Raw genomic sequence first — 24,484 nt, 5'->3', positions numbered from 1 at the left:
TCACGGGATTTTGTCAAATATTTTATCTTTTTATTTATTTTTCTCATCTTAATTTAATTTTTGGTGTTGATTTATCCCTCGTTTTTTGTATTATTTATGAAGGAGAAAAGCAGTTTTTCGAAAAGAATCGATGATTCATCCTGATAATTTGCGATTTTTTCAATCGATGAGTAACAGATAGCTGTAAGATGTGGAAGTTACTAAAATTGGAATTATGAAAAAATAATTATAATCATAATTTTGAACGGGAGAAAAAAAGAATTACAATTCTCTTCCTTCAAATCGCTAAACTAAGAGTTGTAACACATGGCGTGCACTGCGCGATACGTTAATTTTTTAAGATAGGAGGGATAAAGTGAAACGGTTTTTAACATCTTTACTTGTTTTTCTACTAACATCAGGTCCGTGTTTTTCATATGCAATGGTAGTGGCACAAGCCGAAAGTGTTACAAAAACAAGTGAAGAACAAAGTACGTCTTCTGCTGACTCTGTCATTTCATCGATCGACAGTCTGGAAGAGACGAACGGAACGGAAATGCAAGCATCTAGCGAACCTGCTTCGACAGATTCTACAGAAGCAACTGCGAAGACATCTTCGTCAGAGACCGAAGAGTCATCTGAAACCGTAGAAGAAGTACAATTGACTTTTTTGACAGATACTGAGCATGTATTTGCTACTGGGGAAACCAGCATTCAGGTCAGCAAAAACATAGGGGAAGCAATAGAAAAAAGTGAACTACCAGTTTTTGAGGATGATACTGATTTTGAAGGATGGGCGTTAGACGGGACAGTTTACACGAGCCAAGCGTTGACTGAATTGATTTTCACGGAGAATCAAACCTTAACTGCTGTTTTTAAACCGACTGTTAAGGCAAGAGCAGCGAACATCTCGTTAGCAGAACAATCGATCAAAGAGATCATTGCAGAAGCCGATAAAACGAAAGTGATCGCTGTACCAAGTCCAGCTGGAGATGGTTTAGCATATGCGGAATATACCAATAGTGCTGAAGGGATTCGTCAAGCGTTGTTTGATATGTATCAAAACGGCAATGGCCAAGAATTTGCTTTGTATGTCGGCTCTGGCTCAGCTTTAACGACTTTGCCAACAAATCTGACTTCAAAGACGATTCCAGACACAGTCGATAATACAAACATGACTTTTTATGCACTACAAGGAAAAATCAGTCGCTTGATCATCACAGGACATAGTGATGATCCCATCACAGATGCAACAACGTTGACTTCGGGTAGTCGAACCGTTCCTTTTGGTACGGACATCTACTTCGGTTCTGATGTAGTGATTCGAAACCTCAACTATACGGGTACGAGAATGTACATGAATGGGCATAGTCTTTCCTTGAACGGTGGTTCCACCGGCAATGGCCTTGCTATTTATGGGGGAAGCAACAATGGCGACCTTACTGGAAACCCGACGATCACGCTAAATGCGACAGGTTCAGGAACTTGGAACATCTATGGTGGGAATCAAAGCGGTGGTACGTTGACCGGGAATACAGAGATTGTCGTTAATAATACGGTGGGTGGCATCAGTACGATTGCAGGAGGTGCCAATATCGGTACGATTGATGGGAATACCAACGTTACCATCAATCGACTAAATGGCACCCTGACTAATTATTATGGGGGCGGTCTCGGAACCAGTACTTCAAATACAGCTAATGTTACCGGTAATGTCGCAACAGTCTTTCAAACAACGAACACCAATTTCCGTTTAGGAACCTATTATGGCGGTGTTCAATACGGGAACATTGGTGGAACAGTCAACAATACTGTCACAGGAGTTGGTGGTTGGACCGGCACAGGATTGAATTATTATGGTGGTTCCAGAGAAGGAAATATTGGACAGGCACGAGAGCAAACAGCGATTACGAACCACGTAGACACTAGTGCCTATTCTACAGGAGCAGCCTATTTTATTGGTGCCAATCGAACCAATGGAACGATTACTGGGAGCATTGAAAATACGATTAAAGCAGGTGACTACAATCAAGGGTCATTCAATCGTGTCGATGGCGGAGCAGGAATGGACGTGAGTGTTACAAGTCTGCAAACTGGATCCGATAGTGTGTATGACGCGATGACACCGGCAGATCGCCGAGCTTATGCTGAAACCACTGCTCGCTTTAAAGTATACGGCGATATTACGACGAAAATCCTAGAAGGCTGTGTCAGTTATGGAGGAGACAACTTATCCTATACGCGGGCAGCTGGGTATGGTGGATTTATTGACGGTAGCACAACTGTCGAGGTCGGCGTATTAAATGATTCTCGCACGGTCGGTGGTCCTGGATTCGTCTACAGTTATGGGGGACGATCTTATAAAGATGGTATTGCCTATTCAAATAGCTTGAATTCACGAGCAAATGGTGTCGGAACGTTTGATATCGTAGGCGGAGGCGGTACCAATGGTGTGCAAGCAACCAACCTTTATATTTATGGGGATACCAAAACAGTCCTAAACAATGTAGTCGCTCGTTGGACCTATGGTGGTGGTTTTTCAGGAATCATCGAGGGAAACACAGCAAACATCTTGAATGGCGGGATCGTTGATACGTTGGAAGGTGCAGGATATACCGGTAAACGTGTATTCGGTGATTCACATGCTGAAGTAAATTACGGCCAAGTCGACTGGTTTCTCAGTGGCGGCGGTTGGGGGGATGCCAAAATTACTGGGAACGTTTCAGTGACTGTTCATGATGGTATCATCAATGCCTCAATGGGGGCCTCGTATGGATATTTTTCAGGACACACGATCAATGGAAATTCTGATAATCGAATTTACGGCGGAGATTTTTCTGGAACACCTCGGACAGGTCCAAGTGCTTTTTCTGGAGGAATCACGAATGCAGGTTCGCTGCTAGGGGATGCCCAATTAACAATCGACCTAAGGGACTATGAAGGGGAATTTAAGCTTCCTTCTGGAACGAACATCTCAGGCGGTAATCCGTTTAACAGTACGAATATCGTTGGGACCGATAGCTCCAATACGATTACATTGAACATATATACAAAACCGGGATCAGATGCGCTGAATGGGGCAACGATCTATGGTGATGGTGGTTCAACGGCCGCCAACACAAGAAGCGGTAAAATCAATATTAATATACAAGCAGAAGGATCAAGTATCGGTAACTTGTATACAACAAATTATTCAAACATTTCTTCAAATCGAATTTTAAGAGATGTCGAGATGCGGGTTCAAGGAGCCAAAAGTATCAATGGGATCTCAGGCGGAAATGCGTCAGATAACTTTACGAACACGATCGTAGCCAACAGCAGTAATCAAGTGAAGATGAGCTTTGGTGAAAATGTCGATGGGACAGCTTCTTATCAAACTGATCCGATCGCTGTGACGGGTCTGGGGATCGTCAACTTTACCGAATTGAACGTGACAAACGGCATCAAGCTAATGGCCAATGGGGGAGACATCAAAAATGGTCGTTCAGCCACTGCTGCCAATCACGCAACGACCTATCATCAGTTTGGTGATATCCATCTTTCTAAAAATGCCGGTATCGGTATTTCTTCCGCAACGAATTTGATTTCAGGCGCGAAGTTAACGGTGGAAGACCAAGGGACGATCGAGTCACCACCGGGAACGGGGCGAATCAATCTCTCAGATTTCGCAACACCAGATACGGATAAAGACCATTTAACGTGGCTGAAAACGACGACCAATGATGCAGGCTCTCGAGTCAATAGTCAAGGAACGTGGTTTGGTACGGTTAGTGCTTACCAAGTGTTGACCATAAATCCAACTGCTGCTAATGCGGCAGCGATCACCCCAATCAATTTCAGTGGGATCGAAAAAGCGACTGGGAAAACCTTCATTGGGGACAACGATGTCACCAATGCAGCCAACGGGTACGGTATTGCGATACCAGGTTCGATCATTAACTACGAAGTTGAAACACCGGGAGTAGCGAACGGGATCGGGGCTATTAGTCACAATGTAACGGCAGTCAAAGAGAACAATACACCGCTGACCTTGCAAGCCTGGGGGACGGAGCAAGCAGGGACACAAGTGCAAAAAGGGCGTTTATTGATTCCTTATACGGTCACAGAATTGCCAACATTGACGTTTACACCAGAAACCCAAACGTCCGGTTCATGGTTATATGCCGGTCAAATCAAATCCAGCAAGCTAGATAGCATGGATCAGCAGTTGACGGAACAACCAGATTCAGAACCAGTTGATTGGACGAGTCCTGATGGGGAATATAGTTACGATATCAGCGTACGCTACTCAAATAAGGCGGAAGTCCAAGCCCGCAATGTGATTCTTACAGAACAAGAGGCACAATCGCTGACCAAAGAACAAGCTGTGACTTATCTCGAAGCTAGTGGGCGTCCTTTCTTTAAAGATACGCTGACAGAAGAGGTCTTAGCTGCAATTCAAGAACCGTTAGAAACAGCGGTCTATCGCAAACAAGCGATCACTTTCTCGGTAGGTGAAAACGATCAGAATCAGGCAGAAACCACCGTTAATTTGGTGGTGGTCAAAAATGAGAGTGTCATTTCTGACGACCGGCAATTTGCCGTCTATGCAAAAGATGTCCGTTTGACCTTACCGGAAGCAACGGCGCTGACCGATGAAGCAGCTCTGGCAGACTATACCCAAGCAACCACGATTTTTGCAGATAATCGCGAAAATGTATCACCGACTGTCGATCCGCAAGCTTTTACCGCGATCCAACAAGCAACGGAAGATGAGTTGTTGAAAAATGTGTCAACGGCTTACCATTATGAAGCAGGCAGTCAACGGGCAGAAAAAGTCGTCAACGTCGCAGTTGCCGGCGAGCTTGTTTTAAGCAGTGTGCCGACAGCCTTTGATTTTGGGCAGCAAAAAGTTGCCACAGAAACACAAGATTATTGGCCAACGATCACAGGAGAACTAGCGGTGAAAGATACCAGAGGATCCGAACGAAGTCCATGGCGCTTGACGGTCAAAGAGCAACAGCCATTAACGGATGGAACAGATCAATTAACCGATGTCTTCCGCTTTGTGAAAAACGGTCAAGAACAGATGATAACTAGTGGGGAAATGATCGTCGAGGAAACGGAATTGACAGAAAATGGCACTTACGTCGTGAATCAGCACTGGGGCGAAAGTGAAAATGAAGGCATCAAACTTACCGTTCCAGTCGAACAGCAAAAAGTTGGGGACTATCAAGGAACCTTGAGCTGGCAGCTGGTTTCGGCACCTGGCAACCCATAAAGGCAGGAAAACAAATGAAAAAAATCATGATCGGTGTTATTACTGGCTATCTATTATTGTTCCCTCAACTCGTTTCAGCAGCCGAAGCAGGTGCCTATGACAGCAATGGTGTCACTTCCTTTTTCGGCGTCTATGAAGAACCCGTTGAGGAGCCAGAAGAGCCCATAAAAGAACAACCAGGGAATAAACAAGTTAATCAAAAAGGCAACAATATTTTGCCAGCAACAGGGTCAGATCACTTTAATCGCTATCAAAGCAGTGGTCTTGTCGTTTTGTTGGCAGTAGGAATCATTTTAATCAAAAGGAGAACAAAAAATGAAAAAACTTTTCTTGACGGCAGGCATTCTATTGATGAGCACTGCACTGTTACCAACAGCCGTTAATGCCGCTGAATACACATCAAATGGGGCAATTACTTTTGAAGCAGACCCGAATCCAACGAATCCAGTCGACCCGACCGATCCAGAAAAACCAGTTGATCCTGTCGATCCAACCGATCCCGATGGACCAAACCCTGGAACAGCTGGACCACTATCGATTGATTTTGCTTCAAGTTTTCAATTTGGCAACCAACTGATCACTTCTGAAACAAAAGATTATTACGCACAGCTACAAGAGTTCACAGCTGGCGCTGCTGGACCAAACTATGTGCAAGTAACTGATAAACGAGGAACACAAGAAGGTTGGTCATTGAGCGTTGTGCAAAATGGACAATTCAAAACGGCTGATGACGAAGAACTGGTAGGCGCTTCATTATCGATCGCATCTGGCGCTACAACTTCGGTCACCGATATGCAATACGCACCAACGGTTACGGCAAGTCATACCTTTGTACCAGATAGTGAAGTCACATTGGTCAACGCACCTGTTGGAAAAGGAATGGGGACTTGGATCTACAAGTTTGGGAACGATGCAACCGAAGGATCAACGGCAGTAAAATTAAACGTGCCAGGTAGTTCTGTAAAATTGGCCAAAGAGTATCGGACGACATTGACTTGGAATTTAAAAAATGTCCCAGATAATATCGGTAGTAATTAAGAAACGATCTTTAAAATAAAAGGAGTGTTATATATTAATGAAAAAAACAGCGTGGGTCTTTGTAAGTCTTGCCGTATTGGCAGCAGCGAGTGCAGCAACCGAGGTTTCAGCAGCTGAAGCTGCTTCTTACACATCAAATGGGGCGGTTGATTTTATTCCGAATACTGATCCGACGAACCCAGTCAATCCAGAAAATCCAGATCCAGAAAATCCGGTCAATCCTGTGGATCCAACCGATCCCGATGGACCAAACCCTGGAACGAATGGTCCATTATCGATCGATTATGCCTCTAGCTTAGATTTTGGTGTCAATAAAATCTCAAATAAAAACGAAGTCTATTATGCACGAGCACAAGGATACTTGAATGACGATGACACAGCTTCTACATTAAAAACTGCCAATTATGTCCAAGTTACAGATAATCGCGGTAGTAATGCCGGTTGGCGGTTGTCTGTGAAACAAAATGGGCAGTTCAAAAATGAGTCAACGTTGAATCAAGAATTGACAGGTTCTGTCATCACCCTAACAAGTCCGACAGTTAGATCCAATGCGGTGGGTGTCACAGCTCCTGTGGCGGAAGCAACGATCACATTGGATGCAGCAGGTGCTGAATCAGTGGTGATGACTGCAGCAAATCAAACGGGGGCTGGAACATGGGTCAATGCTTGGGGAAGCGTTGAAACGGTCACTGAAATAGATAAAGATGGCCAAGAAGTACAAGCAGATGTTACCAAAGCGGTCGCACTTTCTGTACCCGGCAGCACACCAAAAGATGCCGTTAGCTACACGACTACACTAACTTGGGTATTATCAGATACACCAGGAACGGAAGGATAAGGAGTATAGATATGAAAAAGACACTAGCATTTCTCTCAGTATTAGGCTTAAGCCTAGCAGCACCAGTGCTGGCACAAGCAGCAGACAGTGCAGAATACAACTCAAATGGACAAATCACCTTTGAACCAAATACGGATCCAACCAATCCAATCAGCCCAACGGATCCAGATCCAGAAAATCCAATCAAACCAGTTGATCCAACAGACCCAGATGGACCAAATCCGGGAACCAACGGACCGCTATCGATTGATTTTGCTTCAAGCCTTTACTTTGGCACACAAAAAATCACCTCGAAAACAGAGGTCTACCATGCGGAAACCCAAAAATACGTGGATTCAGCAAATGAAAATCAAGAAGGCCCCAACTTCGTCCAAGTAACAGACAATCGGGGAACAGAGAGCGGTTGGACATTGAATGTTCGCCAAAATGGCCAGTTCAAAACAGCGGAAGACCAAGAATTGACTGCTGCGCAAATTCGTTTGACAAAGGGAACTGTGGTAACACCGTCATTGTCACCAAAACCATCAAATGTGAGCACAACGATCACATTGAATCCAAACGGTGCCCAATCCTTAGTGATGAGTGCCCAAGATGGTGAAGGAGCAGGAACCTATCTAATGAGTTGGGGCGATAGTTTAGCCGCAGCCATGGATAGTATTGAGTTGGAAGTTCCAGGCTCAACGACGAAATATGCCAGCCAATACAACACCACGTTTACTTGGTTACTAACAGACACACCAACCAACCCATAAGTACCAGCTTTCTCCTTGAACCCTTTCGAGGTTCAAGGAGAATACATAGAAAGAAGGGACATCCATCATGAAAAAAATCAACCAGCTTTTGGCGCTCCTATTCGCGAGTATTTTCTTTTTCGTACCAACTATAGGAACCGCTTCTGAATTTAACTTTGCCGTCAATCCAGTGATTCCAGAGAACCAAATCGATAAAGAAAAGACTTATTTTGACTTGAAAATGGCGCCGGGGACGGTCCAAACTGTGGAAGTCCAATTGCGTAATGATACCGATCAAGAGGTAGTCATCGCACCAGTGATCGCTTCAGCTACCACAAACCTAAATGGAGTCGTGGAATATGGCGAAAACGACATCGAAGCAGATGAAACATTGCCTTATGATATGGCTGACTTGATTGAAGTGGAGAAAGAAATCACGATCCCGAAACAATCCCAGATCACCTTGCCTTTAAAGATCACTATGCCTTCGGAATCCTTTGAAGGAGTCATCGCAGGTGGCTTGACCTTAAAAGAAACGACAGAGGAAAATGCTACGGCTGACAGTGAAGAAGACCAAGGCTTAGCCATCAAGAACGAGTATGCCTATGTCGTTGCGATTTTATTGCGTCAAAATACAGCAGAAGTTGCGCCGGATCTGAAACTACTAGATGTTGGACCGGGACAAGTCAATTCTCGTAACACCATCAATGTCACCCTCCAAAATCCTGAAGCAGCGTACTTGAATTCATTACGCCTGATCAATGAAGTGAAGAAAAAAGGCGATAGCGATGTTTTGTATTCTTCGGATACTTCCCGGATGCAAATGGCACCTAATTCCAACTTCTCGTACCCAATCTCATTAGAAGGACAACGTTTAGAAGCCGGGACCTACGTGTTGACTTCCGTTGCCTATGGTGGGAAAAGTGAAGAAGGACAATACAAAGTTGAAAATGAAGAAGGCGAAGAAGAAAGCTATCTTTATAAGTGGACCTTTGAGAAAGAATTCACAGTGACTGGCGATGTCGCACGTGATCTGAACCAGAAAGATGTGACGATCGAAACAGATTACACGTGGCTTTACTTCTTGATCGGCGGTCTGTTGTTATTACTCGCCTTCTTGCTGCTTTTATGGTACCGACGAAAGAAAAAAAATGAAACGGATGAAGCGTGAGCACCTTGAGAAATACTTGATCGATGGCTTGATCATCGCAGGTATCCTCTTGTTGGCACTTCCTTTTTTAAAAGAAAGCATCGTCAGTTGGCAATTACGCACAAGCGAATTGACGATAGCGACCCAGCTGCCGACAACGATTCCAGAAGAAGAAACCATTCAGATACCGACTCTGGAGGACGTCTTAGCGCCACAGCCAGCAACGATCACCGGGTACGGCTTTGTTGCAATTGAAGCGATCGAGTTCCAGCAGCCGCTATTGGTGGGGATAACCAATCATCAGCTACTGAAAGGCGGTGTCGTGATGTTTCCTCAGCGTTTGTTAAAAAATAGCAATTTTGTCGTTTTAGGGCATCATCTCGGTAGACAAAGTTTGTTATTTGGTCAATTGCTAGAAGCACAGGTGGGGATGGAAGTGTCAGTGAGCTATCTCGAGGAAAATCAACAGTATATCATCATCGATAAAAAAATCGTGGAGGAAACAGACTTGTCGGTTTTAGCGGATGACCAAGGGCCAAGGCTGACCTTGATCACTTGTCCAACACCAACGCGAACGGACGAACGCTTAGTGCTGACAGCGATTCCTGTTGAGCAGACAACTGCCCAGCAGTCGCAAAAATCGTCGAGCAGTACGCCACAATCATCGGATGGGCTGATTGAAAAACAAGAAAAGCAATGGAAACAACAATCTAAAAAAAATTGGTTTCTTTTATTTGTTATTTTATTTATAATTAGTGGATGCCTGCTAAGCGTTCACAAACTGTTGGAACGTTCAGCGTCATAGAAAGATCATCAGAAAGTGCGCGGATGATAAGGAAGGTGAAGAAATGAAACGCAGATTTGGCTTTGTCATTGGTGCCTGCATGTTTATTGGATTGATTGATCTTGTTACAGAACAAGTCGTTTTTGCCACCATCTATAATCCGCTGGACCCCTCAGAAGAAATCGTTCCGACAGATCCTCCGGAAGAAGTACCAGAAAAAGTGAATGAACCACCTGCTGAAAAAAAAGAACCAGAAGAGCAACCAGCTCCTGAACCGGAAACGGTTCCGAAGAAAGAGCAGGAGCAATCCATATCTCCAGAAAGTAATTTTTTGGACAAACAGAAACACTTTGGACAACGAGTCATGCTAGAAGATGTTTTCGTATCGGATAGTTTAAAAGTGGATGTAGCACTCCCAGGAAATAATACGGATGGCGATGGGGATGATAACCCTTCGTATCTTGCCAGTCTCTGCTATTTATTTTCAGGAAACGTTCTTTATGGCCAAAAAAATAATGGAGGCTTGAAAACGCATGTTTGTGACATTTTTGAATAAAGCGGACAAACGAAAATTGGTCCTGTTACAATATTTGGAAAACGCCATCGCTCTTTCTGAAACGAAAGAAACCTTGATGGATCAATTGACCATGTCGGAATTTCTAATCAACAAAACTGTTCAAGAATTGAATCTTGATTTTTATGAACTAGGGTTGAATGAGGAATTTGAGATCGTGACCGATGGGACGGTCATTAAACTCAATGCGTCCGGGCTGGCAACTTCCGATACGCTATTGACTTATTATTTGGATCAAGCGTTAAAATTTTCCATGTTGAAAGAATGTTTTTTTGAACAATTGTCTTCGCTATATGAATTTGCCACCAATCATTATTTGAGTCACAATCCTGTCTATAAAGAATTTAAACAGTTTAAACTGATTTTGAAGGAATACGACATTGATGTGACGAAAGAGTTTCAGCTGGTGGGGGAGGAAAGTGAAATCAGAGAATTTATTTTTCTCTTTTTTATGAAGGAATATTATTTGGATCATTCTCCCTTTCCAAAAGAGATCCTCGAAAAAGAAAAGTCTTTTGCGCGATTCAATGAGAGTAATTGGCTTAATCACGAACAGTCTGCTCGCATGCGAATTCGCAAGAAACACTATTTAGGCATTATTTTGTCCCGCATGGATAAAGGGCATTACATGCAAAATACACTAGAAAATGATCTGATCATGCCGAAGCACTTGGTGATTATTGATGAGTTGAAAAGCTGGTTACAAGAGATTTTAGCCATCACAGATCAAGAAGTGCTAGAATGTGAGGCACGGGATATTTTACGCTTTTTGATCGTTGAAGGGTGGTTGATCGACAATAACAGTTACATTGATCAAGAACAAATCTATATTCAGCAATTAAACACGGATTTTATTCAATCGGTCCAACAGCAGTTCTCATTAACGGCTGAAACATTGACACTCCTTCAGACCGAGACGACCACGATCCATTACCAGCTCTTATCGTTTTCCTTTAGTTCCCGCTATGAATACCAATATATGGATGTGACGTATTTTCTTGAGACGTACCCCGAATATGCAGCCTTTTGTCGCAACTATTTAGAAGAAAACCGCAATCGCCCAATCTTATGGAACAACAAGGAATTTTTGTTTTTCAGATACCTGATTTTATTAGTTTCTACGATTCCTTTAAAAGAGATTTTGGTTCCCTTGTATGTCTGCGTTGATTTTTCTTTTGGTGATTCTTATAATCAGATGATCCAAAAGAATATCGAAAAAATTCTCGATTTGAATGTGCAATTCCAGAGTTACCCAGATGATCAAACGCATTTGATTCTTTCAAACCTCCCCTTTTATGGTGCCTTAGGAATCGACCATATCTTATGGTTGGCCCCTCCTAGACCTATTGATTGGGCCAATTTCACAGAAAAAGTCAGCGCGATCCGCAGGGAACAGTTTCAAAACAAAACGGCACAATGAGCATCTCGCCGTTTTAATAATAAAGCGTCGTCTGTCCTCTCAAGGAGGCAGGCGTTTTTTTTTGCAGAGAATCACATTGCCAAAAGAACAATCATGAATCGGTCATCTTTGTAATGTATCACTTATTGGTTGTGAAAAAGGAACATTTGATAGGATTTTTTTTTGCTAGAAAATTTGGTATGATAGAAAGAGAAGAAAAAGAGGTGCCCTATGATGGATGGGAAACAAACGAAGGCTGTGATTGGCCAGACATTGATCACCCTTTGTGAGACCAAAGAAGTGAATAAGATCAGCGTGCAGGAGATCGCCGAAAAAGCGCAGGTCAATCGGCAGACGTTTTACTATCATTTTCCTGATAAGAAAGCCCTGATCCAATGGATCTATCGGCAAGATGCGCTGATTTTTTTGACGACTGAAGATGTCTCCCTTGATAATTGGGAAGAGGCCGCCTTACGCATGCTGAAAGCAATGAAACAAGCGCCGGCCTTTTACCGCAAATCACTGGCTTATGACCGCGAGATCTTAATGAACGGTTTTTTACAGATCACAGAACCGCTTTTTCAGCGCTTATTCTTGGAGGTCGATCAAGAGCAGCAATTGACGAAACAAGACATTCTATTCTATAGCCGGTTCTTTTCCTACGGCTGCGGAGGCATTTTGGAAAATTGGATTCACAACGACTTTCCAGAGACGCCATTAGAGATTGCAACGCAATTGTTTCGTTTGGCGAAGGATGTAGAATTTTTTGGCCACCAAATCTATGAAAAAGAGGAGCAGTGAGCGATGACGAAAGTTTTATTTGTTTGTTTAGGTAATATCTGCCGTTCCCCCATGGCAGAAGCCATTTATAGAGCAGAAATAGCAAAACGCAAATTGGATTGGCAGATCGATTCGGCAGCGACTAGCTCTTGGGAAGTCGGACACTCAGCTCATCCAGGAACTCAGAAAAAGCTCCGTCAAGTGGGTTTATCAAGCGAAGGTCTTATCTCCCGCCAGATCACAGAGGCAGATTTTACAAAATTTGATTGGATCATTGGCATGGATGAGAGCAATGTTGAAAACCTGCATGGGCTGGCACCAGCCAATACGACAGCCAAGATCCGTTCGTATATGAGTGTCGTTCCCGGCAAAGAGACTGAGGAAGTGCCAGATCCTTATTATACAGTGGATTTTGAAGAGACCTACCAACTGCTACAAGAAGGAATTCCTTATTGGCTAGAGAGTATTTCTTCGGAGAAATAAGACGTGTTCGCTTGTATTTTATCAAAAATTTGCTAAAATAGGATTATGAAATGCGAACGTATGTGTGGTTTTATAAACTGCTGTAACGCGCAGAAAGGAATGTCCAATGGAAAAGAAACCATCGCCCATTAAACAGTTGGGTAAACTCATTGTGATGACATCCACAACCTTGCTAGATACCTTTTTCAGTGATGATGCTGACAAGAAGAATCAGTCTGAAAAAGTGAAAGAGATCCAGCGAACGCTGCAAGAAGCAGCTGCTGCGAAGCATCTGGTGGTGTTGCAAGTAAAGACAGAGAAATTGGGTGGTTTTGAAACCGTTACCGGGTGGATCGTCGGTAAAACGGTAGCAAAAGAACAAGTTGTCTTGAAATTACAAAGTGACCGTCAGCAGCTGCGAATTATTCCCCTGAATCATGTGCTAAAAGTCAGCACATTGAATACAAAACCCGGCTTGTAATCAAGCCTATGCATAGCAAAAAAACCGCTGGGTCATTAGACATAGCGGTTTTTTTAATTGCTAATTAAGCGTGCTTGTTTTTGACTTCAGCGAGTCGCCAAGCAGTCATCATAGCGATCAGTTCATAAGGGATCGGTTGTGCAAAAGGGAACTGGACCGCCCCTTTACTAGTCTTGTAGGGTTGTAGAGCCTCTTGGAAGGCCGTGATCGCAGAAGGCGTAGGATAAAAGCCGAGATGCTGTTTGGCGCAGGCAAAATGCACGATAGTTTCTCCCTGATGATAGGTGGGCATTTGGTAACTGATTTTTTCAACCGCTTCTGGCAAGACAGCTTTAATCGTTTGGCGGACAGTTTTTAAAATCACTTGTCGTTCTGCTGGAGCTGCTGCAATGTATTGGTCAACTGTCGTAATGTCTTTTGTCATAGGACACCTCCTGCCTTTAGTATACGGTAAACTCCGTAAGAAAAAAAGGAGCCTGTCAGTGGGTGGCTGACAGGCAAGGAGTAAAAATGAAAAGTGTTAGTTAGGGTTGTTTGTTGGGTTATGTATACTATACTGCCCAAATATGAATTTTTTGTGGAGAAAAGATTGGAAAGTGTTTAAGTTTACTACCTAAGAAAATACCCCAAAAAAGACCCGTCGGTGGGTGGCCGACGGGAAGGAGTTAAAAATGAAAAAGTGTTAGTTAGGGTTGTTTGTTGGTATACATAGAGTATACGAGATAAATATGAATATTCTGTGACAAATCTTTTCGGAAGTTCTTAAGAAACCGTAACGGTTTGATTACAAGGAAAGATTCTTTTCATCAAAACGATTTTTTAAGGTACGGTACAAATCAATGTATTGCCGATCATCTGCCGCATAATCCCAAATATAACTCATTTTTTCTGGTTTAAGCTTTTTCATCAACTGGTTGGAACTAACGATAACATCATAATTTTCTTGCTGATTCAGATCATAAGGCTCTGCTGCCACGAAGGTCAAGTCATGCAAGAATTGATTTAAACCTTGAACAACTAAGAAATTATCTTCTAAGGCAACCCCAACCCGTAGACGATTCGAGTAACGGATTTGATCATAAAATGGCAAGAGGGCATGAGTATACATCGTTGCCATCTGCTCTTGATTTTCATCATTGATATAATCTACTGCTGATTCTTCACGGTAGCTAGTCAAGAAATCGTCGATTTTTTGTTGTAACTGTTCTTCAGCAGATCCGCGATTGATCGATGGTGTCAGCAAGCGATAGATGTTAGGAAATGGCTGACGAAAAACATAGTTGCCGAAGGTCACATTAATCAAATTCCCCACAACTAATGGCTCGTCTAACAGGCCAGGTTGTGAAGCAAAAAATGTTGCTTTCATTTCTGCTAAAAGGTCTGCCACAAGCGGATAGACCGGATTTTGTTTGTTTGAGAAGAAATGGATCGTTTGTTGTAAGGCTTCTTCTTCCGGACTTAAATAGAATGGGAAGATTTGCGCCATCAAATAAATAAAGCCAGATTCACCTTTCAGTTGTTTGTCCGTCATTGAAACTTCAGGATCAACGACTTGCGTCAAACGCTCAAAATCGAAGTATGGATTATTTTTCATCAAGAAATTGTACCGTTTGTCGTATTTGGCAAAATTTTCTTTTTTGATTCGTAAAAGGATCAGGGCAGCAAAATACTTCAACTCTAGTCGACCAAGATAAGAGTGAGTCATTGGGAAGTATTCCGTGAAACGATCCACTACTTTTTCTGCTTCGCTTTCCGCGATTGCAAAAGGCCATTCAATGCCACGGGTACCTAACCAAATAATGTTGAATAAGGAGAGCCGCACAAGACGCTCATCGCCTACTAAGTTTGATTCAGTGTAAGTAAAGCGAAGCTGGAATTGTTTCAAATGTTTTTTTAGATGTTCAAATTTGCGAGACACCGTTGAACGACTGACATCGTATTTTGCACAAAAATCCGTGATCGTTGGATTGTCTTCATTCAGCATGTAAAGAACATATAAGAACGGAACGCTTTTATTCAATAAATAGAAGCGGTATTCATCGATCGTTACCGCGATATTCTGAGGCTGTAATTTACCGCCACGACCGAGTATCGACATATGATCCGGAGTCAACTCAGCTAGATCTTGGTCGATCTCAGTCAACTCGATAAAAGCTTGTTGGTAGCTCAACTCCATTTCCTTTGCCAATTGTGCGATTGGGTGGCTAGGATTTTGCAGAGTTAGCATACGCCGGAATATTTTAAATTTAATTAATGTTTGCGGGTCCATCATAAGTTCTTCATAAAACATAGGTATCCTCCTTTGTGGCTCTATTGTATCTTTTTTTTACGAAACTGTCAGTCTTTTTAATCAAAAAAATAGCCTACCTTTTAAAAAAAGGTAGGTTATTTTCGTCTTTTTAACTAATTTAGGCCGAAATAGGATCTTTTTTGAACCATGACCATAGCAAACCGATCAAAAATCCGATCGCCGCTGGTACGACCCACCCCATCCCGATTTGGAAGAAGGGCAGATAATCTGACGCAAAAGATAAGATTCCTTGCACGAAAGCGTTGTTGGTAATCAGTGCGGGACTTGCATTTAAGCCGTCGATGATTGCAGCGATCAACGTGAAATACGTCGTCATTCGATAGACACTGGCGCGATGGTTAAATAATGGACTGATGATCGCCAACAAAATCAAGGTGATCGCCAGTGGATAGATAAACATCAAGACTGGAATGGAGAATTCAATGATATTGGTCAAGCCAACGTTGGCGAAGATCGCTGGTAAGATACTTGTCAATGCGATAAAGAAACCGTAGCTTTGTTTTGGAAACAACCCAGCAAAGGTCTCAGAAAAGGCTGTGATCAAACCGATGGCGGTTTTTAAGCAGGCAGAGATGACGATCAATGCCAATAATAGACTGCCGATAGTGCCAAGGTAGTGGTTGGCGATTTGTGCCAAAGCGATCCCACCGTTTTCGCTGATGGGAAACTGGCCTAAACTTTTGGTTCCCATATAAGAAAGTAAGGTATAGATGATCCCCATCAACACGATACTGACAGAACCAGAAAGAATCGTATCTTTTGCGACTGTCGTAGGTTTCTCAACCCCCATATTGCGAATCGTTGAGACGATGATGATCCCAAATGCTAAGGATGCCAATGCATCAAGGGTATTGTAACCATTGGTGAAACCAGTGAAGAAGGCATCGTTTTGATAGCTAGGATAGATCGGCGCATCGCTGATCGTTCCTAGGGGTTGCCAAAAGGCGAAAAATAGCAGAACACCTAGTAAGACCAGAAACAAGGGATTTAAAAACTTCCCGACATAATCAAGAATTTTGCTCGGTTTGCGTGAAAACCACCAGGCAGCTCCAAAAAATAGGGCAGAAAACAAGGCCAATAACCAAGTTTGCATATCTGATGAAACGTGGGGAGCGATCCCGATCTCATAAGAAGTAGTGGCCAAACGGGGCAGAGCAAAGAAAGGCCCAATCACTAAGTAAAGCAAAATCGTAAATATCATTGCATAGCGTCGATTGATCCGAGAAGCTAATTCAAAAACTCCGCTACTTTGGGATACCCCAATGGCGATTACTCCTAAAAACGGCAATCCGATTCCGGTCACTAAAAAGCCAAGATTGGCTAAGCCGACATTCGCACCAGCTTCTTGTCCCATGTGAACGGGGAAGATTAGATTTCCGGCACCAAAGAACAGACCGAAAAGCATTGATCCAACATACATATAATCCTTAAACTGTAACTTTTTTTCCATAAGTGAAAGCTCCTATAATTCCTTAGTTTTTAAAAAAATAACAAATTTTCCGACAAATAGCAATGTTTTTTTGTTATTTTTTGGTAAATTCTGACGATTCTGTTTCCCGTAATAAAAAAACACTTAGCATTGAATTCTTCCAAGCTTACTGAAAAAAGGATAAAAAGCTCGGAAGAAGAACACTAAGTGCTTCAAGACAGAGAATTAATTCAACACACGGGAAAGGAATTCTTTGGTGCGCTGCTCTTTTGGATGAATAAAGATATCTTCTGGTGTTCCTTGCTCGGCAATGACGCCTTGATCCATAAAGATGACCCGATCAGACACTTCTTTGGCAAAGCCCATTTCGTGGGTAACAATCACCATCGTCAAGCCAGTATGAGCTAAGGTATTCATGGTCTTCAACACTTCACCGACCATTTCTGGATCTAGCGCAGAAGTCGGCTCATCAAACAACATGACATCTGGATTCATCGATAAGGCACGGGCAATGGCTACCCGTTGTTTTTGTCCACCTGAAAGCTGGGAAGGCTTGGCATTGGCATATTGAGCCATACCGACTTGCTCCAGATTTTCTTTGGCAGTCGCTTCCGCTTCTTTGCGATCGCGTTTTAAAACAGTGACTTGTCCAGTCACGCAGTTTTCTAATACATTCATATTGTTGAACAAGTTAAAGGATTGGAAAACCATCCCTAGATGTGTCCGGTATTTCGGCAAGTCATAGCCTTTTTCTAGCACATTTTCACCTAAGTAGATGATTTGTCCACTGGTTGGTTTTTCTAATAAGTTGATGCAGCGAAGAAGTGTGGATTTTCCTGAACCAGAAGAACCGATGATCGTGACAACTTCTCCTTTATTAACAGACAAACTGATGTCTTTTAAGACTTCGTTGTCGCCAAAACTCTTTTTTAAATGGTCAATTTCAATGATTGCTGACATGTTCTTCCTCCTTATTCGTTCGGGTTGATGTCTTCTAATTTGACATACGCACTGGGACCATCCATTTTGCGTTCAACAAAGCGCAAGATCTGGGTAGCACTGATGGTCAAGACTAAGTAGATCACACCGATGATCGCAAATGTTTGGAAGTATTGGAAGTTCGTTCCAGCGGCTGATGTACCTTGGAAAAAGAGGTCCGCAACACTGATAACACTTAAGACGGCAGTATCTTTGATATTGATAATGATCTCATTCCCGGTAGCAGGTAAAATGTTGCGCATCACTTGCGGCAACACGACTTTGATCATGGTTTGCCAATGGGTCATACCGATGGCTTGAGCTGCTTCAAATTGACCATCATCTACAGCAAAGATCCCACCACGAACGATCTCAGACATGTAGGCGCCGGTATTGATAGAAACGATCAGCACGGCTGCCAGCGTTCGATTCATTGAGACGCCAAAAGCCAAAGCGGTTCCGTAGAAAATAACCATTGCTTGAACCATCATTGGGGTCCCGCGGAAAACTTCGATATAGATGGTTAGTAAGCCATTAACGATCCGTTGGAGGAAACGTCCTACTGGATTTTCTGAAAGCGGCAATGTTCGGAAGATACCGACTAAGAGACCAATGATCAATCCGATGATCGTTGAAAGGATCGCGATGAATAAGGTCAAGCCAGCACCTCGCAAAAAGAGCATGCCGTAATCATCAATGATTTTTTTGAAATCAGCGATCAGACCTTGATCCGCTGTTTCTCCGCTGGCATCTGCAGGCTGATCCAAGACTGCTTGATCCATCAGGGAAACCCGTTCTTCTTCAGAGATTCCTGCAAGGATCTCATTGACTTTTTCCACATCCGGATCGCCTTTGCGCATCCCAACTGCTACTTGGACGTCTTCTGGATTGGTTTCAAAACCGGCCCCTTCATCGAACTCGACCATCTTCAAATCAGGATTTGCACCGACGGCAGTGACGCCTTCTGGTCGTTCACTGACGTAGCCATCAATGATTCCCGAAGCTAAAGCAACGCGCATGGAGGAGAAGTCTCGCATGGCTTGTTCTTTTTGGACCTCAGGGATTTGATCAATGACGGTATAATGGAAAGTATTCAGCTGAGCAGTGATTTTCGCTCCAGCAAGATCAGCGAGACTTTTGGCATCTGCGTACTCGCCATCTTTACGAACCACTACCACCAAATCTGATTCATAGTAAGGATCGGTAAAATCGATTTGCTCGCGACGTTCGGCAGTTGGTGACATTCCGGCGATCACGGCATCGATAGTCCCCGCTTGTAAAGCTGGCGGCAGGCCGTCCCATTGGGTTTTAACGATCACTAATTCCTTGCCTAAGCCTTCAGCGATTCGTTTGGCGATCTGGACATCGTAACCGCCGGCAAATGCCGATCCTTCTTCCCCAGAAATTGGCACGGCACCATTGGCGTCAGTGGTTTGCGTCCAGTTAAATGGCGCATAACCCGCCTCCATGCCGACACGGAATTGTTCTGCAGGTGTTTGGTCATCCGCTTGCACAGTTAAGGGCAGCTGAATGAGGGTTAGACAGAGGGCGAAGACCGCCCAGATCCAATTATTTTTTTTCATTTTTTCTCTTTCCTTTCACGAGTTGGACAAGCAGGTAAGGATGAAAAAGCAAAAAAACAGCCGTACTCCATGATTGGAAAACGGCTGTTGACAAGTCATCGTCGACAAACCTTTCACAAAACATAGCGCAACTTAGACAAGCTAAGACAGTCCGCAAATTGTTCATTTGCGGCCCAACAAAATCGATGCAAGCAAAACCGATCTTGTTTCGGCGATGTTCCCTAGCTCTGCTGTAAACGTGTTGCTTCACTCAGCAGGATTAATGAACCTCGCGACCTCTACCTAAATGTTAAAGGGTACTCGTATTTAATTTGATTCTTCTCAGAGTTTAGAAGAAAAGCACCCAAATGTCAATTCTTTTTAACAAAAAAACGACCATTTCCCTATTTTTATCAAAGAGAAAGCGGATCGTTTTTACGAGTGTCTATTGGAACCCTTAAGCGACTTTCGCTTTTGGTTCACGGCCTAAAACAGCTTGGATGACTGTCAAACCAAGCAATAAGCCAAGTGCTAGATAGATGAGGCTTGAGTATTGTGTAACGCCCCAATCTTGTCCTAAGGTACGGTACACCACAAGGACGATGGCTTGAATGATTGCTGTGATGACATTTAAAAAGCCAAATGCCCATAGATTGCCATTTTCTTTACGTGCTAAATAGAAGATAGAGAAATATAAGCTGACTGCCAACCAACCGAAACTGATAATGATCATTGCCCAATAAATAATAGCTGCTACCAATGTATTTCACCTCACTTTGATTCGTGACTAGTTTACCACGTTTTTTGTTCCTTGTCATGAAGGAATCTCTTTCTTTGTGAGGCAAAAAACAAAGCGCAAAAGCAGTAATGAAAAGATCGTCTGCTACATTTGCTATTGGTGGGTTTGCTGAAAAAGGGACGATTTTTCTAGATTGGTTCATTTTTAGCTGTGTATAATAGAAATAAACTGTTTTTTTTGCAGAAAACTACGAGTTAAGAATCAATTAATAATTAGTTAATAGCTGATTTAGATCTGCTTGCTAGAATGATCACAGAAGCAAGCAAGGAGGAAGTAAAAATGGAAAATGTTCTAACAATCAAAGGATTAAACAAACGTTACGGCAAACAGCAGGCGCTGCATGATGTCGATCTAACGATCGCGAAAGGAGATATTTATGGATTGGTGGGGAGAAATGGTGCTGGGAAGACGACCTTATTAAAAGCAATCGTTCAGTTGATCCAACCCACTGGTGGCAGTCTGCAGTTGTTTGGTGTCGAAGGCGGCAAAGCATACACCCAGATGCTGAAACGCGTTGGCAACGTGATTGAGACTCCAGTCGCTTACGACCAATTGACCGCTAAACAAAATCTATTCATAGAGCATTGCTTTCGTATACACTTTTTTGGGGTTGGTTAAGAGCAGGGAAAAAATCTCAAACTCCTTTTTCTTTAACTGAACCGTTGCTTCTTCTCGTTGCAGCTGAAACGAGTCAGGCAACAGTTGAATGTTTTTATACGAGTGGCTGCTGGCAACTGGAGGGGTTTGTTTATTTGTGCGCAACTGAACAATGATACGGGCCTTTAATTCTTCGACATTGAAGGGTTTGGTCAAGTAATCATTGGCACCCGCCAGCAAAAGGGTGGAAACATCGGCTGGTTCATCTAAGGCAGTCAAGATAATGACGGGGATCGTGGAGGTTTGGCGAATTTCTTGCAAGACTTCTGTCCCATCTTTACCGGGGAGCATTCGATCTAGCAAAATCAAGTCGAAAGCATCTTGCTGAAAAAGCAGCAGACCTTCCGTGCCTGAATAGGCTTGCTGGACGGTATAGTCAGCTGCTAAAATAGTAGCCAACATTTCGCTGATCTCATTGTTGTCTTCGATAATCAAAATTTTCATTTGGTTTTCCCAGTCTCCTTGCATTTATTGCATCTATTATAAGCAATTCCGCAAGAAAAAGCATTAGTTGCTTTTAAAAAAGAAAATGGCTGATTTTTCGCAAAAACGGTTCTTTTTCGGTTAGAATAAGAGAAAAGCCATAAAGGAAGTTAGAACGATGAAGGTATCTATTGAGCAAGCAATCGCAGCGGTCACCGCCGCATCATCGGTGACCTTTTTGACGGGTGCCGGTGTTTCGACCCCATCGGGCATTCCTGATTACCGTTCCTTAAAAGGGGTCTATCAAGGAGTGGCCCAGCCAGAGTATTTGTTAAGCCATGACTGTTTAGAAAACGAACCGGAAACATTTTATCAGTTCGTCAAGCACCTCTACCATCCTCAAGCACAGCCTAATATTATTCATCAAAAAATGGCTGAGCTGCAAGCGAAGAAAACCGTCTGGGTCGTTTCGCAAAACATCGATGGCTTGCATGAAAAAGCAGGCAGTCACCAAAGAATCGATTTTCACGGCTCCTTGTACAACTGTTATTGCCGAAAATGCGGCAATCCGGTACCTTGGCAAGCATATTTGCAGGATTGGCACCATGCAGGATGTGGCGGTCAGATTCGGCCAGCGATCGTGCTTTACGGGGAAGGATTTACGGATGAAACCATTGAAGGAGCCATTCAAGCCGTTGCTCAAGCCGACCTGACGATGGTCGTGGGGACTTCGCTGCAAGTCTATCCTTTTGCAGGGTTAGTCGATTACAGCCAGCAGGTGTTGGTCATTAATAAGGAACCATTGGCGATCCCGAATGAATATGGCATGTTGACCGCAGCAGCCGAAACGTTTTTCCAGAAAATTGAATGAAGGAGTTTATGATATGACACAACGTACCGAAAAAGAGAAAATGATTGCTGGCGAATTGTACTTTTCCCCAGATCCAGAATTGGTGGCAGATCGAAAGTATGCCCGTGAACAAATGAACCTGATCAACCAAGAAACTGATACAACAATCAAAGAGCAGTTACTAAAAGAAACTTTCGGCTCTGTGACTGGACGAATCTATATCGAACCGAATGTCCGCTTTGATTATGGCTACAATATTTCTGTGGGCAAAAACTTCTATGCTAACTACGACTGTGTGCTATTAGATGTTTGTCCCATTACCTTTGGCGACAACTGTATGCTGGCACCCAATGTTCGGTTGTTTACGGCGACGCATCCATTACATCCGGTCAAACGAAACAGCGGCTTAGAATTAGGGGCCCCGATCGTGATTGGCGATAACGCATGGATCGGTGGTGCGGCCACGATTTTGCCAGGGGTCCGCTTAGGCAACAATGTCGTGGTGGGGGCTGGCAGTGTCGTTACAAAATCATTCCCAGACAATGTTGTGCTGGCGGGAAATCCGGCACGGGTCATCAAGACGATCGACTTGGAAGAAGAAAACAATCAGCAAGATCCTTTGGCTGTTCAGCGGGCAGCGATCGATGACATTGATTGGCAACTCACGCATCTTTTGGAAAAACGTATGAGCACGGTCAACGAAATCGTGCAATTGAAGAAAAGCAGTCAACTGCCGGTATTAGATGAAAATCGTGAAGAGAAAGTGCTGGAAAACATTCGGCAGGCGATATCTAATCGAGCCTACGAAGAAACGATTTTGGCTATGTTTCAATCAATTATGAACCACTCAAAAACCTATCAAGAGAATCAATTGGAGGAATGAGTATGGATGGAGCAACACGGCGAGAAAATATTTTAGCGGCATTGAAGCAAGCGGACAAAGCGATCAGTGCCAGCAAACTGGCAGAATCCCTCGGAGTCAGCCGGCAAATCATCGTTGGGGACATTGCCTTATTGCGAGCAGCTGGTGAAGCGATCGTGGCTACGGCTCGCGGTTATCGTTTGCAAGCGCTGTTGGATGAGGCGGGACATGTGAGTAAGCTCGCGGTGCAGCATCGGCCTGAACAAACGGAAGAAGAATTGCGAATCTTTGTCGCTTGTGGCGTGGAAGTGGTCGATGTCATCGTTGAGCATGAGATCTATGGAGAGATCACTGGCAATTTGCAGATCCAAACAGACCAAGACGTGACTGATTTCATCAACAAAACCAAACATGCAGAGGCCCGCTTGCTCTCAGATTTAACCAACGGGGTACACTTGCATACGTTGCGCTACACCGATCCTGCGGCTCTGGAAAAAGCCAAACAACAGTTAGCAGAAAAAGGCATGCTCTATCAAAATTGAGGCGTAAACCATTCTGGCAAGGACGCTATCGGCTGACTTGGGGAACACTTGATGAAAAAATTGTGATTTTTTGTTGACAAGACGTTCATTTTCCAGTAAAGTACAACTCAACAAGAATAATGAATCTGTTGAGAAGGAAAGTAACCGCGGATACTTTAAAGAGAGACTCTGGTTGGTGGAAAGAGTCAAGTCAGAAGCGATGAAAAATGGCCTTGGAGGATTGATTGTCGATAAGTAGGCAATCACGGATGCGCACTACCGTTACAAAGTGCACCAATCTCTAGCACGGCTAGACGTTGGGTTGAGGGAAGGGAAACCTTCTAAACAAAAGGTGGTAACACGAGTATTCGTCCTTTTACTAGCAAACGCTGGTAAAAGGACTTTTTTATACCAAAAATCAAATAGCACCACATACGAAGAATTGGTAAGTACAAAAGCACGTTTTTTCAACAGAGAGCTTCGGTAGCTGAAAAGAAGCATCAAACGACTTTTAGAAAATGGCCAAGGAGTGATTCGTTCCGAGCAGTAGTTTGCAAGGCGACGACGGTAGCGACCGTTATCTGGCTAGAGTATGATCGTACTCGAAAAGGAGCTG

General features: G+C 43.4%; 22 protein-coding genes, 1 pseudogene, 1 riboswitch and 2 other annotated features (1 of these 26 running past the window's edge). Of the genes and pseudogenes, 16 read left to right on the top strand and 7 right to left on the bottom strand.

Annotated features, from left to right (window positions below):
• Positions 1 to 355: 355 nt before the first annotated feature.
• From FJU10_RS02925 to FJU10_RS02870, 12 genes are all read left to right on the top strand, one after another.
• Positions 356 to 5,239 (top strand): hypothetical protein, encoded by a 4,884-nt coding sequence (locus tag FJU10_RS02925; protein ID WP_223272961.1) that lies wholly within the window; start codon positions 356 to 358, stop codon positions 5,237 to 5,239.
• A gap of 14 nt (positions 5,240 to 5,253) precedes the next feature.
• Positions 5,254 to 5,622: an LPXTG cell wall anchor domain-containing protein gene (locus FJU10_RS02920; RefSeq protein WP_096742139.1), complete on the top strand. Its 369-nt coding sequence runs from the start codon at positions 5,254 to 5,256 to the stop codon at positions 5,620 to 5,622.
• Entirely contained in the window at positions 5,555 to 6,277 is a 723-nt protein-coding gene (locus FJU10_RS02915; protein ID WP_223079608.1) for a WxL domain-containing protein, read from the top strand. Before FJU10_RS02920 ends, FJU10_RS02915 begins: the two co-directional genes overlap by 68 nt.
• Positions 6,278 to 6,314: 37 nt before the next feature.
• Entirely contained in the window at positions 6,315 to 7,115 is an 801-nt protein-coding gene (locus FJU10_RS02910) for a WxL domain-containing protein (protein WP_096742140.1), read from the top strand.
• An 11-nt stretch (positions 7,116 to 7,126) separates the two neighbouring features.
• Entirely contained in the window at positions 7,127 to 7,867 is a 741-nt protein-coding gene (locus FJU10_RS02905) for a WxL domain-containing protein (protein WP_077453989.1), read from the top strand.
• Between the two features lie 67 nt (positions 7,868 to 7,934).
• Positions 7,935 to 9,017, top strand: a complete 1,083-nt coding sequence (locus FJU10_RS02900; protein ID WP_081118261.1) for a DUF916 and DUF3324 domain-containing protein — start codon at positions 7,935 to 7,937, stop codon at positions 9,015 to 9,017.
• The gene (locus FJU10_RS02895) at positions 9,007 to 9,801 is read left to right on the top strand and encodes a class A sortase (protein WP_140965238.1); all 795 of its coding nucleotides are present in this window, start codon (positions 9,007 to 9,009) and stop codon (positions 9,799 to 9,801) included. The genes FJU10_RS02900 and FJU10_RS02895 overlap by 11 nt, the downstream gene beginning before the upstream one ends.
• Before the next feature lie 43 nt (positions 9,802 to 9,844).
• Positions 9,845 to 10,336, top strand: a complete 492-nt coding sequence (locus tag FJU10_RS02890) for a hypothetical protein (RefSeq protein WP_140965127.1) — start codon at positions 9,845 to 9,847, stop codon at positions 10,334 to 10,336.
• Positions 10,314 to 11,774 carry a helix-turn-helix domain-containing protein gene (locus FJU10_RS02885; RefSeq protein ID WP_140965126.1) on the top strand — a complete coding sequence of 487 codons (1,461 nt, stop codon included), beginning with the start codon at positions 10,314 to 10,316 and terminating at the stop codon, positions 11,772 to 11,774. The genes FJU10_RS02890 and FJU10_RS02885 overlap by 23 nt, the downstream gene beginning before the upstream one ends.
• A 210-nt stretch (positions 11,775 to 11,984) precedes the next feature.
• Positions 11,985 to 12,554: a TetR/AcrR family transcriptional regulator gene (locus FJU10_RS02880; RefSeq protein ID WP_005227190.1), complete on the top strand. Its 570-nt coding sequence runs from the start codon at positions 11,985 to 11,987 to the stop codon at positions 12,552 to 12,554.
• Positions 12,555 to 12,557: 3 nt separating this feature from the next.
• A complete protein-coding gene (locus FJU10_RS02875; RefSeq protein WP_140965125.1) occupies positions 12,558 to 13,016 on the top strand; it encodes a low molecular weight protein-tyrosine-phosphatase in 459 nt (152 codons plus the stop codon).
• A gap of 106 nt (positions 13,017 to 13,122) precedes the next feature.
• Positions 13,123 to 13,476: a hypothetical protein gene (locus FJU10_RS02870; RefSeq protein WP_077453983.1), complete on the top strand. Its 354-nt coding sequence runs from the start codon at positions 13,123 to 13,125 to the stop codon at positions 13,474 to 13,476.
• 64 nt (positions 13,477 to 13,540) lie between these two features.
• On the opposite strand, the gene FJU10_RS02865 is transcribed toward FJU10_RS02870, so the two are convergent.
• The 6 genes from FJU10_RS02865 to FJU10_RS02835 all read right to left on the bottom strand — a co-directional run bounded on the left by FJU10_RS02865 (position 13,541) and on the right by FJU10_RS02835 (position 20,516).
• Positions 13,541 to 13,900: an iron chaperone gene (locus FJU10_RS02865; protein ID WP_140965124.1), complete on the bottom strand. Its 360-nt coding sequence runs from the start codon at positions 13,898 to 13,900 to the stop codon at positions 13,541 to 13,543.
• 360 nt (positions 13,901 to 14,260) lie between these two features.
• A complete protein-coding gene (locus FJU10_RS02860) occupies positions 14,261 to 15,766 on the bottom strand; it encodes a helix-turn-helix domain-containing protein (protein ID WP_140965123.1) in 1,506 nt (501 codons plus the stop codon).
• 118 nt (positions 15,767 to 15,884) lie between these two features.
• Complete coding sequence (brnQ, locus tag FJU10_RS02855; protein WP_140965122.1) at positions 15,885 to 17,237, bottom strand: branched-chain amino acid transport system II carrier protein; 1,353 nt, start codon at positions 17,235 to 17,237, stop codon at positions 15,885 to 15,887.
• 204 nt (positions 17,238 to 17,441) lie between these two features.
• Positions 17,442 to 18,176, bottom strand: a complete 735-nt coding sequence (locus FJU10_RS02850; protein WP_005227196.1) for an amino acid ABC transporter ATP-binding protein — start codon at positions 18,174 to 18,176, stop codon at positions 17,442 to 17,444.
• Between the two features lie 11 nt (positions 18,177 to 18,187).
• Positions 18,188 to 19,777, bottom strand: a complete 1,590-nt coding sequence (locus FJU10_RS02845) for an ABC transporter permease subunit (RefSeq protein ID WP_077453979.1) — start codon at positions 19,775 to 19,777, stop codon at positions 18,188 to 18,190.
• Between the two features lie 115 nt (positions 19,778 to 19,892).
• Positions 19,893 to 20,066, bottom strand: a riboswitch (Lysine riboswitch).
• A 147-nt stretch (positions 20,067 to 20,213) separates the two neighbouring features.
• A complete protein-coding gene (locus tag FJU10_RS02835; protein ID WP_005227198.1) occupies positions 20,214 to 20,516 on the bottom strand; it encodes a hypothetical protein in 303 nt (100 codons plus the stop codon).
• A gap of 318 nt (positions 20,517 to 20,834) precedes the next feature.
• Between FJU10_RS02835 and FJU10_RS02830 the strand changes: the two are divergent.
• Positions 20,835 to 21,128: pseudogene (locus FJU10_RS02830) on the top strand (ATP-binding cassette domain-containing protein); the annotation flags it as partial.
• Here the strand turns inward: FJU10_RS02830 and FJU10_RS02825 are convergent.
• Positions 21,126 to 21,656 (bottom strand): response regulator transcription factor, encoded by a 531-nt coding sequence (locus FJU10_RS02825; protein WP_140965121.1) that lies wholly within the window; start codon positions 21,654 to 21,656, stop codon positions 21,126 to 21,128. The pseudogene FJU10_RS02830 and the gene FJU10_RS02825 overlap by 3 nt on opposite strands.
• Before the next feature lie 157 nt (positions 21,657 to 21,813).
• On the opposite strand from FJU10_RS02825, the gene FJU10_RS02820 reads away from it, so the two are divergent.
• The 3 genes from FJU10_RS02820 to FJU10_RS02810 are packed head-to-tail and all read left to right on the top strand — an operon-like array spanning position 21,814 to position 23,889.
• Complete coding sequence (locus FJU10_RS02820) at positions 21,814 to 22,506, top strand: NAD-dependent protein deacylase (protein ID WP_140965120.1); 693 nt, start codon at positions 21,814 to 21,816, stop codon at positions 22,504 to 22,506.
• Between the two features lie 13 nt (positions 22,507 to 22,519).
• Positions 22,520 to 23,368 carry a chorismate mutase gene (locus FJU10_RS02815; protein ID WP_140965119.1) on the top strand — a complete coding sequence of 283 codons (849 nt, stop codon included), beginning with the start codon at positions 22,520 to 22,522 and terminating at the stop codon, positions 23,366 to 23,368.
• Positions 23,365 to 23,889, top strand: coding sequence for a transcription repressor NadR (locus FJU10_RS02810; protein ID WP_081118267.1), 525 nt, complete (start codon positions 23,365 to 23,367; stop codon positions 23,887 to 23,889). Before FJU10_RS02815 ends, FJU10_RS02810 begins: the two co-directional genes overlap by 4 nt.
• A 119-nt stretch (positions 23,890 to 24,008) precedes the next feature.
• Positions 24,009 to 24,247: a binding site (T-box leader), on the top strand.
• Positions 24,248 to 24,296: 49 nt separating this feature from the next.
• Positions 24,297 to 24,484: a binding site (T-box leader), on the top strand (it continues 53 nt past the right edge of the window).

The organism is Enterococcus sp. OL5 (genome assembly GCF_006491895.1).
Lineage (GTDB): Bacteria > Bacillota > Bacilli > Lactobacillales > Enterococcaceae > Enterococcus_D > Enterococcus_D innesii.
Note: the sequence above shows the minus strand (reverse complement) of the source record. Positions and strands in the feature narration are given on the sequence as shown.